This is a genomic window from Turicimonas muris, assembly GCF_002221595.1.
Taxonomy (GTDB): domain Bacteria; phylum Pseudomonadota; class Gammaproteobacteria; order Burkholderiales; family Burkholderiaceae_F; genus Turicimonas; species Turicimonas muris.
Genome location: NZ_NHMP01000003.1, coordinates 182,952 through 196,244, shown reverse-complemented (window position 1 = coordinate 196,244; position 13,293 = coordinate 182,952). Strand labels below are relative to the sequence as shown.

At 43.7% G+C, this 13,293-nt stretch carries 20 protein-coding genes; 12 read left to right on the top strand and 8 right to left on the bottom strand.

Annotated features, from left to right (window positions below; translation table 11 throughout):
* Positions 1-27 precede the first annotated feature (27 nt).
* Positions 28-435, top strand: coding sequence for a hypothetical protein (locus tag ADH67_RS06250; protein WP_066593178.1), 408 nt, complete (start codon positions 28-30; stop codon positions 433-435).
* Between the two features lies 1 nt (position 436).
* Here the strand turns inward: ADH67_RS06250 and ADH67_RS06245 are convergent, their stop codons facing one another.
* The 3 genes from ADH67_RS06245 to ADH67_RS06235 form a co-directional block, all read right to left on the bottom strand.
* On the bottom strand, positions 437-772 hold the full coding sequence (locus ADH67_RS06245) for a type II toxin-antitoxin system RelE/ParE family toxin (RefSeq protein ID WP_066593176.1): 336 nt from the start codon (positions 770-772) through the stop codon (positions 437-439).
* Positions 769-1,068, bottom strand: coding sequence for a type II toxin-antitoxin system RelB/DinJ family antitoxin (locus ADH67_RS06240; protein WP_066593173.1), 300 nt, complete (start codon positions 1,066-1,068; stop codon positions 769-771). Before ADH67_RS06240 ends, ADH67_RS06245 begins: the two co-directional genes overlap by 4 nt.
* Before the next feature lie 449 nt (positions 1,069-1,517).
* A complete protein-coding gene (locus tag ADH67_RS06235; protein WP_066593169.1) occupies positions 1,518-1,784 on the bottom strand; it encodes an AbrB/MazE/SpoVT family DNA-binding domain-containing protein in 267 nt (88 codons plus the stop codon).
* Positions 1,785-1,871: 87 nt separating this feature from the next.
* On the opposite strand from ADH67_RS06235, the gene ADH67_RS06230 reads away from it, so the two are divergent.
* From ADH67_RS06230 to ADH67_RS06210, 5 genes are read left to right on the top strand one after another with little or no spacing between them, the layout of a single operon-like run.
* Entirely contained in the window at positions 1,872-2,213 is a 342-nt protein-coding gene (locus ADH67_RS06230) for a hypothetical protein (protein ID WP_066593168.1), read from the top strand.
* On the top strand, positions 2,206-2,859 hold the full coding sequence (locus ADH67_RS06225; protein ID WP_066593167.1) for a lytic transglycosylase domain-containing protein: 654 nt from the start codon (positions 2,206-2,208) through the stop codon (positions 2,857-2,859). Before ADH67_RS06230 ends, ADH67_RS06225 begins: the two co-directional genes overlap by 8 nt.
* 22 nt (positions 2,860-2,881) lie before the next feature.
* The gene (locus ADH67_RS06220) at positions 2,882-3,175 is read left to right on the top strand and encodes a TrbC/VirB2 family protein (protein WP_066593166.1); all 294 of its coding nucleotides are present in this window, start codon (positions 2,882-2,884) and stop codon (positions 3,173-3,175) included.
* 4 nt (positions 3,176-3,179) lie between these two features.
* Positions 3,180-3,500 (top strand): VirB3 family type IV secretion system protein, encoded by a 321-nt coding sequence (locus ADH67_RS06215; protein WP_066593164.1) that lies wholly within the window; start codon positions 3,180-3,182, stop codon positions 3,498-3,500.
* A 6-nt stretch (positions 3,501-3,506) separates the two neighbouring features.
* Entirely contained in the window at positions 3,507-5,981 is a 2,475-nt protein-coding gene (locus tag ADH67_RS06210) for a VirB4 family type IV secretion/conjugal transfer ATPase (protein ID WP_066593162.1), read from the top strand.
* Between the two features lie 14 nt (positions 5,982-5,995).
* Here ADH67_RS06210 and ADH67_RS06205 read toward each other — a convergent pair whose 3' ends face one another.
* Both ADH67_RS06205 and ADH67_RS06200 read right to left on the bottom strand, forming a co-directional pair.
* A complete protein-coding gene (locus tag ADH67_RS06205; RefSeq protein ID WP_066593160.1) occupies positions 5,996-6,334 on the bottom strand; it encodes a type II toxin-antitoxin system RelE/ParE family toxin in 339 nt (112 codons plus the stop codon).
* Complete coding sequence (locus tag ADH67_RS06200; RefSeq protein WP_066593158.1) at positions 6,319-6,642, bottom strand: type II toxin-antitoxin system RelB/DinJ family antitoxin; 324 nt, start codon at positions 6,640-6,642, stop codon at positions 6,319-6,321. The genes ADH67_RS06205 and ADH67_RS06200 overlap by 16 nt, the downstream gene beginning before the upstream one ends.
* Positions 6,643-6,939: 297 nt before the next feature.
* Here ADH67_RS06200 and ADH67_RS06195 point away from each other — a divergent pair, with 297 nt between their 5' ends.
* From ADH67_RS06195 to ADH67_RS06185, 3 genes are read left to right on the top strand one after another with little or no spacing between them, the layout of a single operon-like run.
* Entirely contained in the window at positions 6,940-7,683 is a 744-nt protein-coding gene (locus ADH67_RS06195) for a type IV secretion system protein (RefSeq protein WP_066593156.1), read from the top strand.
* Position 7,684: 1 nt separating this feature from the next.
* On the top strand, positions 7,685-9,292 hold the full coding sequence (locus tag ADH67_RS06190; protein WP_066593153.1) for a TrbL/VirB6 family protein: 1,608 nt from the start codon (positions 7,685-7,687) through the stop codon (positions 9,290-9,292).
* Positions 9,289-9,513 (top strand): hypothetical protein, encoded by a 225-nt coding sequence (locus tag ADH67_RS06185; RefSeq protein ID WP_066593151.1) that lies wholly within the window; start codon positions 9,289-9,291, stop codon positions 9,511-9,513. Before ADH67_RS06190 ends, ADH67_RS06185 begins: the two co-directional genes overlap by 4 nt.
* A 2-nt stretch (positions 9,514-9,515) precedes the next feature.
* Here ADH67_RS06185 and ADH67_RS06180 read toward each other — a convergent pair whose 3' ends face one another.
* A complete protein-coding gene (locus ADH67_RS06180) occupies positions 9,516-9,872 on the bottom strand; it encodes a type II toxin-antitoxin system PemK/MazF family toxin (RefSeq protein WP_066593149.1) in 357 nt (118 codons plus the stop codon).
* Positions 9,869-10,159 (bottom strand): AbrB/MazE/SpoVT family DNA-binding domain-containing protein, encoded by a 291-nt coding sequence (locus tag ADH67_RS06175; protein ID WP_066593147.1) that lies wholly within the window; start codon positions 10,157-10,159, stop codon positions 9,869-9,871. The genes ADH67_RS06180 and ADH67_RS06175 overlap by 4 nt, the downstream gene beginning before the upstream one ends.
* A gap of 68 nt (positions 10,160-10,227) precedes the next feature.
* Between ADH67_RS06175 and ADH67_RS06170 the strand changes: the two genes are divergently transcribed.
* The 3 genes from ADH67_RS06170 to virB10 all read left to right on the top strand — a co-directional run bounded on the left by ADH67_RS06170 (position 10,228) and on the right by virB10 (position 13,067).
* Positions 10,228-10,998: a VirB8 family type IV secretion system protein gene (locus ADH67_RS06170; RefSeq protein WP_084081482.1), complete on the top strand. Its 771-nt coding sequence runs from the start codon at positions 10,228-10,230 to the stop codon at positions 10,996-10,998.
* On the top strand, positions 10,995-11,837 hold the full coding sequence (locus tag ADH67_RS06165) for a TrbG/VirB9 family P-type conjugative transfer protein (RefSeq protein ID WP_066593145.1): 843 nt from the start codon (positions 10,995-10,997) through the stop codon (positions 11,835-11,837). The genes ADH67_RS06170 and ADH67_RS06165 overlap by 4 nt, the downstream gene beginning before the upstream one ends.
* Positions 11,838-12,284: 447 nt before the next feature.
* Positions 12,285-13,067 (top strand): type IV secretion system protein VirB10, encoded by a 783-nt coding sequence (virB10, locus tag ADH67_RS13455; protein WP_236578520.1) that lies wholly within the window; start codon positions 12,285-12,287, stop codon positions 13,065-13,067.
* A 14-nt stretch (positions 13,068-13,081) separates the two neighbouring features.
* Here virB10 and ADH67_RS06155 read toward each other — a convergent pair whose 3' ends face one another.
* Positions 13,082-13,261, bottom strand: a complete 180-nt coding sequence (locus ADH67_RS06155) for a hypothetical protein (protein ID WP_066593139.1) — start codon at positions 13,259-13,261, stop codon at positions 13,082-13,084.
* Between the last annotated feature and the right edge of the window lie 32 nt (positions 13,262-13,293).

Sequence of the window (13,293 nt, the reverse complement as noted above, 5' to 3'; positions counted from 1 at the left end):
GATTTTCCCTGCCTAGAGAAATTTAAAATGAAAGCAGCAAACTTAATAAATGAATTCAACTCGGTAATTTCTCAGTTTCAAAACGCAAACAATTTCCTAGCAAGCTCTAAGAAATTAGGGAATTTGCTTTTAGAAGAAAAGGAAGATTTTTGGAGAGTTCAAGGAGAACTTGCCCTTTCGGTTGTACTTGCTCAGTTTCTTTCTGTCTCCAAAGATATGCGCTTTGAAGCTTTCACTATTTTTGTTAACAACCTGGGATTCTCAGTAAGCGAAGAATTCTTGAGCTATACGGTTAAAGAGCGGTTTAGAAGTGAAGTTGAGAGGTTTTTAACTCAGTCTCCTCAAACAATGAGAGCTTCAATTGAAGTGCTGCAAAACGCTGTCAAAAGGGTGGTGACCCCGTTTTTCTTAACATCGGGAGAATCAAATGAGTGATTTATCTGCTCTCAGAGAGTTCGCCGTCAAGCAGCGAAGCAATATCCCGTCTGGAGGAAATCACCCTGAACACGGAAACGAGCTGCTTAGAGTCATCGACCGTATACAGCACCAAATACTTTCCGACGACAAGTTTTCGAAGCGACGAAACTCCGGGAATTTGAATTTCGTATTGCGGATAACGATACGGCTGATAATTCAAGGCGTTAACAGCAGTTTCCAGCGAATCAACCCAACGTCGGGCTGTTGCGGGAAGACATTCTTTGTCAGAAATGTAATGAAAAACTGCCTGAATATCCTCCAGTGCCTCCTCAGAAACAATGACTGTGTATTTCATAAATCAAGATTTCTGCGAATTTGGGAAAAAGCTTCATCGGCCGGAAGATACCTGCCCTCATCAATCGCCACTTTGCCTTTCAGAATCTCTTCTCTGAGCTTTTCAGGTTCAAGATTATCAGCAAAAACAGGTGTTCTGGCGGCTTTCAACTCAAAGGGAATTCTCTGCTCGGCAATGGTGCGGGTTAAAAACACCCGAATCGCGTCTGAAGCACTGATGCCGATACTTTCAAAAGTTCTGAGTGCCTGCTCCTTGAGTTCTTCGGAAAGCCGAACTTTGATGTACGTGTCATTCATTTTCTCTACTCTCTTGATATGTAGCCCGTCTGTGGTACTTAACGGGTACGGCTCCATTTTACCTTCACTGCGAAAGAATTTCACATACTCCTGCTTAACTGTGGTCTTTTTTACATATTTAACAAAAAGAGAAAAACTTGACGCAATCAAGGAAATTGTCAAGGAAAAGATCCGCGCGATGACAAGAAACTCCGAACAGCAGCAGATGATTCAACAGACAGTTGTGACCAAAGAGAGAACGCCTGTCAAAGGCATGGAGCGATAAATATGCCCTGGAAATTGAACAAAAACTCTGCTCTCAAGCGTTTTGCAATCAACTCTCTTTCTTTCAAAGAGTTTTGTTTCAAATCAGTGTTCAAACAGTCGGAAGAAACAACCAAAATCTTGCTGCTCCCTTCCCTGAACGGGGTCAAGACAGACTCTATAGATTTCTCCTCGGCATATCTTTTTCATAAGAGTTCCTTGCCACGGGGAGCGGAGTTAAGCCATTGTTCGTCTTCCAAGGAACGCACGTTTTGCGATGCTTCGAATTTGTCTAACAAGTCATCGAGCTTTGATTTTTTCCGCACCGGTTTTAAGGCTTTAAGGATGACCTTACCGTTTTCAATTTCCCATGTTAGTTCGTCTCCGATGTTCAGTTTCAAAGAATCACTGATGAGTGCGGGGACGGTTGTAATTGCAGAGCCGCCGGCTTTTCTCAATGTTGTTTTAGTCATGAGCAACTTCCTTAATAAGTTATACAAAAGTATGACTGAAAACTTAAGGACTTTGTTCACTGATGTATTGATTGAAAAGGAAGTCAATTGAGTTACGAAAAAATGACAAGTGAGGCTTCTGATTACAGAGAGGTCGCAGAAGATATGCTCGCAGCGGGACTGACTTGTATGCAGGTTTCACAAATTCTTCCGGTTAAGAGAAGAACGGTTATTGACTGGGGGCATTTGAAAACTCACGGGAGAAAAGAGAATTTTCTGGAGAGAATGGGACTCGAACGTGAGGCGTTTAAACCCATAGTCGTTGCATTTATTGGTTCCGGCTGGGGCTACAGGAGTCTTTCCAAGTTCCTTGACTTAAATCTGTGGTTCGTCAGAGATGTGGCAAGAGATTATCGAAGAGGAACTCTTAAAGGAGGTCACGATGCCTAACGAAAGTTCCACAGGCTTCAGTCTTCGGCAGTTCACGAAGATCCTAGCCGGAGGTTTTGTTTTAGTTGCCGCAGCAAGTGCAGCCGCAGACGACTTCGAATTGCTTGCTAAACGGTGTGCTCCAACGGTGGCAGTCGACACACTGCGTGCATTGGTCAAAACAGAATCGGACTTTAATCCATACGCTATAGGAGTGGTCGGAGGCTCAGTCGTTCAACCTAAAGCCTTTCATGAAGCCATGAGCACGATAGCCAAACTTGAGTTATCAGGGGCTAATTATTCAGTGGGACTAGCTCAAATTAATAAAAAGAATTTTTCGAAGTATGGGTTGGACGCTGCTCAAGCATTGGATGCCTGTACGAATTTAAAGGCAGCTTCAAAGATTTTAGGTGCGTGTTACGCAAAAGCGCAAAGAAAAGGAGCCAGAGGCCAGCAAGCTTTGCATGACGCATTGTCTTGTTATTACTCGGGAAACTTTAAAACCGGCTACGAACATGGTTATGTCAACAAAGTAAGAAATTCTGCCGGACTTCAAGCGCAAGTGCCCTCTATTACAGCACCAGAACAAAAGAATTTGCCGGAAGTAAACACTTCCAGGCCTTTGATTTCCTCGTCATCACAACAGACGAGGGGACTTATTTTTTAACTTTCCTATAGGAGATATTTATATGAACTTTATCAGCAAACTTCAAGCCCCCGCATTACTTGCTGTTATTGCGTTGATTAGTGCATTTGCTGAGCCTGCATTGGCAGCCGGCGGCACTCAAAGCGTTAATAACCTTCTGCAGACAATCTTAGGGCTCTGCCAGAGTGCCTCTTATGGTGTAGTAACTCTTGCGATCATATGGGCCGGATACCGAATGATTTGGACTTCGGCTTCTATCCAGCACATTGCAGGGCCATTTTTAGGAGCTATCGCAATTGCTGCCGCTCCTTGGCTTGCAGACCTGCTTGTAGGTTAAGTTTATGGATTTACAAGCTCCTTTGTTTAAGGGTGCAGCGAAGACACCTTGTGTCTTCGGTGTACCTATTAAAGCCTTTGTCGCCAATATCGGAATTTTTTCACTTTTAGGTTTGTGGGTGTGGCTTCCGCTTTTGCTTCTGTGTTTACCGATGCATTTTTTTCTGAAGTCGGCAGCGGATAAAGACGATCAAATTTTTCAGCAATTTTTTGACCGATTGCCGCTCTCTAACGGGGCAAATAGGAATTTCCGAGAAGGGATTCTGTCTTTTGCACCGAAACAAAAAGCCGACTGTGTTTGTGTTTTGAATGACCTAAAGGAGTAAACGGCAGTGTTTTCAGAAAAACAGTCTAAAGAAAAACAAGAAAAGTCTTTATCTGCCTATTTGCCTTATTCGGCAGTGATTGCGCCGGGAATTGTGATCTGCAAAGAAGGAGATCTTGTCGCAACAGTAAAAATTTCCGGCAAAGTCTTTGAAGCTGTAAGCAACGAAGATCTACAAAGAGATGCAGAGCGTCAGAACAACTTTTTAAAAGTGATGGCCGGTGCCTCTCAAACCGATGAAATATCCATCAAAGTCCATCGGATTAGAAGAGTAATTCACGATGAGCTGTCGGCTCCCACCGATCCCAGAACTGATTTTGTAAACAGATTCATTTCTGAGTACAACAGGAACATTTCCGACGGCAATTTAATGGCAACAGAGCTTTATGTAACGTTAGTCAGTCATAAAGCAAATCCTCTTAGCATCTTTACTATTTTCGGAGGAGATAAAAGAAAAGCGGAAGAAATTAAAGAAGAACTAGACCAAAGAATTGAGGACTTCAAAAAAGTTTTCTTAGCTCTTTACGAGTCCCTGCAGGACTATGAGCCGGTTATTCTTTCCGAGTATGCTGAAAACGGCATCACTTACTCTAATCAGTTAAGTTTTTACAACTATCTGATTACCGGTCAATGGCAAAAAATCAGAGTTCCTTCGATGCCTTTGGATGAAGCCTTGGGCAATGTTCAGATATTCGTCGGAAGCGACACAATTGAATTTCAAACTGCTCTTGAAAACAGTTATGCGCAGTCCATAGAACTCAAAGATTATCCCTTGGCAACCTTCTCACGAATCCTAGACGGACTGCTTTACAACAGTAATTTCGATCAGAGTCCTTATCCGTTTATTGAAACTCAGACCTTTACAGCCATGAGCAAACAAAAAGGCCTAACCGTTCTGAAGCGGCAGCAGAATCAATTGAACAATGCTGAAGATGACGGCTTAAGTCAGATCAGGCTTCTTTCGACAGCTCGTGATATGGTCGCAAACGGTGAGATTGTTGTCGGTGAATACTGCTACTCGCTTTTCGTATTCGGAGATAAAGAAAAAGTTTATAAAAACGCTAACGATGTAGTAAAGAAACTGCAAGACGCAGGATTTCTGCCGGTAAAGTCCACTTTAGCTTTACCGACAAGTTATCTGCATCAAATCCCCGGATGCAAACAACGCCCGAGAGTCGCAAGAATTACGAGCATGAATTTCGCTCACTTAGCAGCGTTTCACAATTTCCCGTGCGGAAAAAGAGACCGTAATCCGTGGGGAGAAGCCGTAGCGTTGCTGAAAATGCCATCGAATCAGCCGTTTTATTTTAATTTTCATTACACCGACGCAAAGGCAGATTCTTTCGGAGAAGTTCCGCTAGGCAACACTTCTATCATCGGAGCATCCGGAGCCGGTAAAACTGTTCTTTTAAATTTCCTTTTGTTCTGTGCGCAAAAGTACAGAACTAACGAACATAAGCTCTCAGTCATTTTATTTGATAAAGACAAAGGTGCTGAGCTGGCTATTCGAGCTATGGGAGGCGGCTATCTCACAATTGAAAACGGAGTTCCCTCGGGTATTAATCCGTTTCAGCTGGAGCCGACTCAAGCAAATATTCAGTTTTTAATCGGTTGGACCAAGCGGCTTTTAGCCCGAGACGGACTGCCGATTGATCCGATGGACGAAGATCGAATCGCTCAAGCCGTCACTACGGTAATGAGTCTGCCGAAAGAAGACAGACGCTTAGCGTATCTGTCGCAATTGTTCCAGCAGGGAGACACGGCAGCCTCTGCTCGAACTTCGCTGAAACTTAGACTTAAGAAGTGGATTCTGGACGGTCCTTTGGCTTGGTGCTTTGACAACGAAGAGAACACTTTAGATCTAAACGAGTATCCGAATTTCGGCATTGATGGAACGGATTTTTTAGAAAATGCTGAATGCAGAGGGGCTTTTACAGAACTCATTTTGCATCTTATCGAAACGCAGGTTATGAAGGATAAGAGGCGCACCATCATAGTTATGGACGAGTTTTGGAAGTATTTGGCCGATCCGGTTACGGCAAAGTATGCCTTCGACAAATTGAAAACCATCCGTAAACAAAACGGCATCTTTGTCTTTGCTACGCAGTCTCCGGAAGACGTGCTTAAAAACGAGAGAGGCAGTGCATTTATTGATAACAGTGCAACAAAGATTTATCTGCCGAATCCCTATGCCAAAGAAAGCGATTATGTAGAGGGCTTCAAGACAACTAAAGATGAATTTTCCATTATCAAAAAGATGGATACGCAAAGCCGCCTTGCTGTCATCAAACAGGGTCCCGTCTCTGTGCTTGTAAGACTGGATCTCGGACCATTTAAAAAAGCTCTGAAAATTCTGTCCGGCAATGCCGGCTCGGTTCAGTTTGCAGAAAAATTGTTCAATCTTGTGGGAGAAGAACCTAACGAGTGGATTCCTTACTTCTTAGGGGAAAAGTCACTGCCTCAAGAGGAAGGTGCGGCATGAAGAAAGCGACTCAATCAAGGCCTCAAAGAGAATTGTTTTTGCAAATGAGAGGGAAGATCCATCCGAGAACTCAGGATACGGACAATATCAACAGTTTTACTTTTTTCATCAATGACAAAAATGACCTGCCAGGGGTCAAGGATCAGAGTTCTGAACTCAATGCCTTGGAACTTCTCCTTGGTAAGAAAACATTTACACCTGTAAGGAAACTGCTTAAGAGACTCTATGCCTTCCAGAATTCTATTGCGTTGGCGTTCTGCGGTGATGGGGACAGCACAGTCGACGGCCAAATAAGTAGTGAGCTTTACAAGATCATCACGGGCTTTTTTGGAAATAGTTACTTTGTAGCACATTTTCTTAAAATGCGGTCAGTGTCTTTCCTGACATCTTCTAAAGAAAATGTCTCTTCGGTTTTCAGGGAGTTATATCCTTCCAAGACTTCTGAAACCAATTGCTCTTCGGTCATCAGAGCTGGAATTAATGGCTCGTTTTTAGATTTCAGATCGAAGGGCAATCTTTGTTCTGCAATTGATCGAATCAGAAATAGTCTGACTGCCTCAGAAAGACTCATGCCTAATTCTTCAAATAAAGCAGCTGCATTTTGCTTTATATCTTCTGAGACTCGGACTTTAAGAAAAGTATTCGAATTAACCGCTAACAATTGTATTCCTCCTATTTGTGTCCACAGTGTACACCTAAATAACCCGCTTCTGAGAAGAACTACCTTTTCTTTACTTCTTTTGGTTTCGTTGGTTAAAAAACAAAGGTTAAAGGGGGAACAAAGGTTAAAGGGGGCAGAAAACTACTGTATAGGAGAACCACAGTTTTATTGCTGGGAGTCCTCAAAAGAAGCTTTCTGCTGCCTTGAAAGGAGTTGTTCCTAGACAACGGGGATGTAACTTTCAGTTGGATAAGAACCCCAAAAAATGACAGTAATTAGTTATCCAAGGAGAAAATAATGAAAATCAAAAAAAGAAAATTTGTAATTTCTCTGGCTTTCTGTCTGAGCTTAGGTTTGGGCAGTCAGGTTTTTGCCTCCGGCATCCCGACAGTGGATGTGAGCGCAATTACTCAGGCTGTTTTGCAGCTTCAACAGCTGCAGCAAGCCTATCAGACGCAGCTTCAACAGTACAACACTGCGGTCAATCAGCTGAAAAACTTTACCGGAAACCGTGGTTTCGGCACACTTAAGTACGATCTGAATCTGAGAAATTTGATTCCTCAAGATGTTCAATCAAGGCTTAATTCAATTCTTAGCGGAACCGGCACTCTTAGTAATCTTGGGAAACAGTTTTTTGAAAAATTCGAACTAGGAAGAGCTTGTGAGCAGCTTGAAGGAGAACCAAAAGAGTATTGTTTGAGGTCTCAGAACTATAAAGCCGAGACTGCGGCAGCCTTACAGCAAGGACAGAATACCGTCGCTCAAAGACTTCAGAACATTGAATCACTGATGTCGAAAATCAATGAGGCAGAAGACGCTAAAGCCATTGCAGATTTATCAGCTCGAATTCAAGCCGAACAAGTAGCTTTAAACGCTTCGCAGTTTGCGGCGCAGTTTCAGCAGGCCCAGATGGCGCAACAATCCAAAGCTCTGGAAGAAGCTGCAAAGAAAAAAGCTTTTCAAGAGATGTTCCCTCCGATTACTGAGGCGGATTTAGACAATCTTTTAGCCCCTGTTAATAAACCGAAGAAGAGAAATTGATATGGCTGCCGGCGTTTTTGAAGCCTTCGGGGATCAGGTAAGAAGCATGATTCAGCGATTTGCTGAATCTGTCTCTGCATCAATCATCACGGATATCTTGCCGATAGTGAGCTCTGCAATTTTGATTTTCTTTTTGGTTAGAGCTTGGCAAATAAGCAGCGGACGTGTCGAAGGCTCGATTCCCTCTCTTGTGGAGTCATGCGTAAAGATAACTCTGGTGTCGATGTTTGCCCTGAATGCGGCAATGTTTGCTCAATATGTCATTCCCGCAGTTTACGGGGTCGAATCCATGCTGCTGTCGGCAGTATCTAAGGCTGTTCAGCCGGGAAGTAGCATTGACTCAGCCTGGGCGGCTTGTGATGAGACTTGGAAAAATTTTATGTTGGGTTTCACCGCAATTCAAGGAGTTTGGGAGAAGACCGGAGTAGGGATGTTTGGACAAAACATCGCCATTATCTTCTTTCTCGTTGCTTTGATGCTCATCATGTTTGTGGTGTGCGTCTACTTCATGATTTTTGCCGTCGGATACCTTCTTTTATATGAAATCTTCATCGTAATGGGTTTAGCTTTCGGTCCCGTGTTCATTGCCTGCCTGATGTTTCAATCGACACGTACATGGTTCGACGGGTGGCTGCGGGCAATGATCTGCTGGACTTTTACCTTGGCGGCTATAGCTTCAACCCTGCTTTTAATTAACGGTATCTTTTCGGATAACGTCATGGATTTAACAACAGCAGCCGCTCAAGCCCAAGGCGGAAAGAACTTTTCTGCTCTGTTTATCAAACTGGCTATCTTTACCGTTGTTGTTTTTTCTATTGCTACGGTTGTTAAGTCGATTCCGTCGTTTGCCGCTGGTCTAACCGGAGGCGTGGCTTTGCAGGCTGCTTCAATGGCCGGAATGTTTAGCGGCATCGGACATACCGCAGCTGCCTTTGTGGGAGGCAGTATGCTCGGATACGGAGCTGCCCGCGGTAATGAAGAGATTAGAGAAAGAGCAAAAAACATTCTTGGCGGAAGCGGATTAAATCAAACAGGTGCTTTTGCAGCATCCTCATTAGGTTACACGTTAGGGGCTGGTATGAACTTTTTCGCCGGCAAAGATGCAGCGGCTGATTCCGGCAGCCACACGCCTTCCGGCGGTTCTATGGCTCAAAGTCCCGCAGAAGCTCAAACTGCAGCACAAAATGCCATGAGAGTTGGGGCAAATTATGCCTCCGGCAGTTCTTCAATTTCTCCAGGCTACTCAAGCAGTCCAGCAGCGTCTGCTCCGGCCGGCTCTTCCCCTTCGGGCAGTGCCGCTCCTATTACTTCAAACGCTTCTACGGCACAGAGTTCCGGCACAACAACTTTTGGCGGACAGAGTTCTACAAGTTCCGTTCAAAGTGTTTCTCAATCTCAGAGTATTCCAGACAGTGAATTCGGTTGGGACAGAAGCCAGTTTGACTCAAGAGCCGGATTTGGCTCACCGGCAGACAGTGTGAATTTAAACCATCAATCTTCATCTACTTCAGAGTCTGCTTCTGCTGCAGAGACGGCAGCTAAAGAGGAAGCAGTGGCGGCTGAAAACCAACGAAAAGCCGAAGAAATCCTAAAAAGGAATAAAAAATGAATAAAAAATTACTAATTCTTTTGACAGCGGTAAGCGTGCTTACTCTTTCCGGGTGCGGTGCTCCAAAAGCTCCGCAGCCTTCAGGACAGAAAGTCTCTGTGGTTGAGTTTGCTAAGCAGAGAGAAGCAGTCCGTAAAGAAAAAGTTTCGCAAGCAAAGCAAGATGCGGCAACAAGGAATTTTCGTTTTGAAAGCGAAGGAAGCTGGAGGAGCGGAAAATGAAATTATTCAGGTTCAATTCCGATGATGGTAACCAGTTTACCAAGTACAGTTTCAAGGATAAAGTCTGGAACTGTTTCAATGTAAAAGGCTTTCCTGGCTACTACATCTATTGTGCGAATTTGATCACAAATAACAACCCCTTGTGTCTGAGTACCTGCCCCGATAAGAGAGACGGTCATCCCCTGATCTCGACTGAAACAGGCTCCTTGACTGATTGCAGCAACAATTACTTTGTTGGATCTGCGGTTAAAGGGAAAAGTGCTCAAAACAAGAGCTGGTCTTTTTCCGGCCTGTTCCTGGCCAAAGGCAGGATCAAAATCGACAAAAATAATGTCGCCTTCCCTAAGGTCTCTGCTCATTTGACAATCTCCTCACCAACTGGGAGAAGAGCATCCCAAGCCTTGTATTCCTTATCAAGCATTGGCCGAATTTTTTCGTGTTCGTCTAAAAGAGTCTCAAGATTGAACTTTTTAATCTTTAGTTTCCTACGACGCAAACCCGAAGAATTTCGAAGCATTGTGAGTCCTTTGTCGGTGAGCTCGCATTCAACTGTGTCGCCTGCTTTGATGTTAAGCAATTCCAAAATAGTTTTCGGAATAGTTGCAACAGTGGAACCTCCTGTTTTTCTCAAACTGATAGTAAACATTCTTACACCATTTAAAAGTTATATAAGTATCACAAAAGTACCACTTAAATTATATCTCAAGGAACAATATGTTTTTTAAGAAAAAACCCAAAAAAGACGTTCAGGAACATAAAGTTGTTCCTGAATCTTCCCCCGCAGGCAAAAGCCCTGACGCCCAGGTAGAACAAGACAGCTACAACTATCAGGATGCCAGAGACTGGACCATTGAAAGAATGGCTTTAAAAGAAAAACAAGCCAGACTTGGTTGGAATGTCTCGGCATTGCTTATCGTCTTACTTTTGATTGTCAGTACAGTTGCGGTTGTTATTGCGGTAAAAAAAGAGGCTTATCCGTTTATTGTCGAATTAGATAAGTCCACTGGCACTACAAGAGTCATTGATCTGCGGGATCCACAAAACATTCCGGTCGACGAGATGATGGACAAATATTGGCTGAATTTATATACGTTAAGTCACGAAAGTTACGACTGGAGAACGTTGGAAAACGATCATGCTCGGGTCAGACTAATGAGCGTGCCGGCAATTTTCCAAACTTATGATGAACAGTATGGTGCTGACAATAAAAACTCCATTCAAAACAAACTGAAAGATAAAAAGAAAATTATCTGTGATATTGAATCAGTCGTTCCTAACGGAAACGGTGTAGCTACTGTTCGATTCACTAAGAGACTGGTTGATACCTATACCAATCAAGAAGAGATGAGGCACTCTTGGAGAGCCACGATCGGATACGAATACAACCCGACGTATTCGATGGAAGAGTCGCAGCGTCTGATTAATCCGCTTGGGTTTACTGTTACAAGCTGGCGTACTGACCGCATTTTGGAGGGTACGCCATGAAAAAATTAACAGTTAAAGTTATCGCTGCAAGTTTGATTGCTCTGTCTGCTTTTTCCGTCAGTGCCTTAGAAAAACCGGTTTCCAGCAGTCTGGACAAACGAGTTCTTTATACCGAACATAAAGAAGGTCAGGTCTATCCGATCAATGCTGTCAACGGCGTTATTACGGCAATTGTTTTTGCCGACGGTGAAAAAGTGCTTGACTGGGGCAGTGGCTATTCAACTGCTTGGGAATTTGCTGCACGAAATAATCATTTTTTCCTGAAGCCAAAAGATTTCCAAGGCACAACAAACTTAGTGGTTGTCACTGACCGGTACACCTATCTTTTTGATGTAAAACTTACTTCAAACAAAAAGAACGCCACTTACTCGATGACCTTCAGATATCCAATGCTGGAGGCTCAGAAAGCTCAAGAAGAAGCTAAGAAAAAAACTGTGAATGCTTTGTTAAGCAACTCGCCTTTAAATGAAGCGGCAATCGAGGACGAGGGCCAGAAGAATACGCTTTATACCGAAAACTTCGGCTCCTCTTCTCTGTCAAGAGATCTGGCTCCCCTTGAGGTTTTTGATGACGGCCAGTTTACTTATCTTAAGTTTGACAAGCACACCGATTTTCCTGCTGTTTACAGAGTCGCAGACGATGATGAAGAAACTCTGCTTAACAGTCATGTCAAAGGACAATGGCTTGTAATTCACGGGATTTACAAAGAACTAAGACTTAGAGCCGGACAAGGAGTAGTTGGTATCTACAACGACGGCTATAGCGGAGGCGGTGTAAGAAAAGAAACCGGCGTGAGCGTTCCCGGAGTTGAGCGCAGGCTTATTAAGGAGGTCAATTAATATGGCCCAACAAGACAAAATCAATTCAATCGAACAAGAAGAGACTGAACTTGCTCAGACGAGTAAGGGCATTCCGAGCGTTGCCGGAAAAAGAAAAAACAAGTCTAAAAAGGGAGCTGTAATCGGTGTCTGCTTGGCTTTGTTTCTTTTAGCCTGCATTAGTGTTGGTTTTTATCAGAAATTTGCTCCAAAGTCAGTTGAAACAAAGGAAAAAGAGCCTATTCATTACAACTCAGCAAAATCTTTGATTTTGCCGTCTTTGGAGTCGATTACTCCTCCCGAACCAAAACCTGAACTTCAACAAAAACTGAAGAGGAAAAGCCTCCGGTTGAGCCGGTTCCTATTCCTGCAACTCCGGTTACAGTATTTGCAGAGCCTCCGAGAATTGAACAGGGGGCACCTCAAGGATTCGGTGCTCCGGCAAAAGAGCAAAAGAAGGAGCCGACATTGGCAGAAAAACGCAATATGGCCCCGATGATGGGTGAATCCGCAGGCACCTCTGACGGCGGCTCGGGAGCTAAAAAAGGATTTGCAAGCACCCTGCGTGAAGAAGAGCAGGAAGGATATGTTAGTTCCGGTGCCGGCGGAAAGCTCGGTTCTTTAATGCATGGAATGGCAACACCGGCTACACGAGCCGTCATGATGCCCGATAGGAACCTGCTTTTAGCAAAGGGCACGTTTATTGACTGCATTTTGGAAACTAAGCTTGATACGACTGTCCCGGGCATGACAAGCTGTGTTATTCCGCAGGATATCTATTCAGCAAACGGCAAAGTTTTATTAATTGAGAAAGGCTCTAAAGCGATTGGTGAGTACAAAGGAGCCGTCGAAAACGGTCTTAACAGAATCTTTGTTCTCTGGACGCAGGTTCAAACACCAAAGGGTGTAAGAGTCATGCTTGACTCTCCGGGCACCGATTCCTTGGGCGGCTCCGGTCTTGCTGGAAACATTGATTTTCATTGGTGGGCACGTTTTGGAAACGCTCTTCTGTTTACTTTAGTGCAAGACGGGTTTGACTTTGCGATGACAAAACAGACTGAGAATTCCGGCGGCGTTAACTACTACCAAAATTCCCAAGACGGCATGGAAAAAATCATTGAAGAGGCTATGCGTCAAAGCGGCAATATTCCTCCGACACTGACAAAAAATCAAGGTGAGCGAATCGGCATTTTTGTTGCCAGAGACGTTGATTTTTCGGGTGTCTATCAGCTTAATCCGATAAAGAGGTAAGGAGAAATGAGATACTATTTTACAAAATCTTCTTGGGTTAAGCCGGTTTTCTTTCGTGTTTCGACAATAGGAACCACAAAAGTTTTTCTTTCAACTTTGCCTTGTTTCATCTGCCGGACTGAAGAAATAAGATCTTCGCAGAATTGGTTTATTTCATCGTCCACTGAGAACTTATTAAGTTTTTTTTGGGACATCAAATATTTCCTTCAAGCTTTTAGGCTAAAGA

What these genes read in the sequence shown, in the direction of transcription:
- ADH67_RS06250 (WP_066593178.1), top strand. Translation starts at nt 28, where the DNA reads ATGAAAGCAGCAAACTTAATAAATGAATTCAACTCGGTAATTTCTCAG.
- ADH67_RS06245 (WP_066593176.1), bottom strand. Translation starts at nt 772, where the DNA reads ATGAAATACACAGTCATTGTTTCTGAGGAGGCACTGGAGGATATTCAG.
- ADH67_RS06240 (WP_066593173.1), bottom strand. Translation starts at nt 1,068, where the DNA reads ATGAATGACACGTACATCAAAGTTCGGCTTTCCGAAGAACTCAAGGAG.
- ADH67_RS06235 (WP_066593169.1), bottom strand. Translation starts at nt 1,784, where the DNA reads ATGACTAAAACAACATTGAGAAAAGCCGGCGGCTCTGCAATTACAACC.
- ADH67_RS06225 (WP_066593167.1), top strand. Translation starts at nt 2,206, where the DNA reads ATGCCTAACGAAAGTTCCACAGGCTTCAGTCTTCGGCAGTTCACGAAG.
- ADH67_RS06220 (WP_066593166.1), top strand. Translation starts at nt 2,882, where the DNA reads ATGAACTTTATCAGCAAACTTCAAGCCCCCGCATTACTTGCTGTTATT.
- ADH67_RS06215 (WP_066593164.1), top strand. Translation starts at nt 3,180, where the DNA reads ATGGATTTACAAGCTCCTTTGTTTAAGGGTGCAGCGAAGACACCTTGT.
- ADH67_RS06205 (WP_066593160.1), bottom strand. Translation starts at nt 6,334, where the DNA reads ATGTGCTACAAAGTAACTATTTCCAAAAAAGCCCGTGATGATCTTGTA.
- ADH67_RS06195 (WP_066593156.1), top strand. Translation starts at nt 6,940, where the DNA reads ATGAAAATCAAAAAAAGAAAATTTGTAATTTCTCTGGCTTTCTGTCTG.
- ADH67_RS06190 (WP_066593153.1), top strand. Translation starts at nt 7,685, where the DNA reads ATGGCTGCCGGCGTTTTTGAAGCCTTCGGGGATCAGGTAAGAAGCATG.
- ADH67_RS06185 (WP_066593151.1), top strand. Translation starts at nt 9,289, where the DNA reads ATGAATAAAAAATTACTAATTCTTTTGACAGCGGTAAGCGTGCTTACT.
- ADH67_RS06180 (WP_066593149.1), bottom strand. Translation starts at nt 9,872, where the DNA reads ATGAGCAGAGACCTTAGGGAAGGCGACATTATTTTTGTCGATTTTGAT.
- ADH67_RS06175 (WP_066593147.1), bottom strand. Translation starts at nt 10,159, where the DNA reads ATGTTTACTATCAGTTTGAGAAAAACAGGAGGTTCCACTGTTGCAACT.
- ADH67_RS06170 (WP_084081482.1), top strand. Translation starts at nt 10,228, where the DNA reads ATGTTTTTTAAGAAAAAACCCAAAAAAGACGTTCAGGAACATAAAGTT.
- ADH67_RS06165 (WP_066593145.1), top strand. Translation starts at nt 10,995, where the DNA reads ATGAAAAAATTAACAGTTAAAGTTATCGCTGCAAGTTTGATTGCTCTG.
- ADH67_RS06155 (WP_066593139.1), bottom strand. Translation starts at nt 13,261, where the DNA reads ATGTCCCAAAAAAAACTTAATAAGTTCTCAGTGGACGATGAAATAAAC.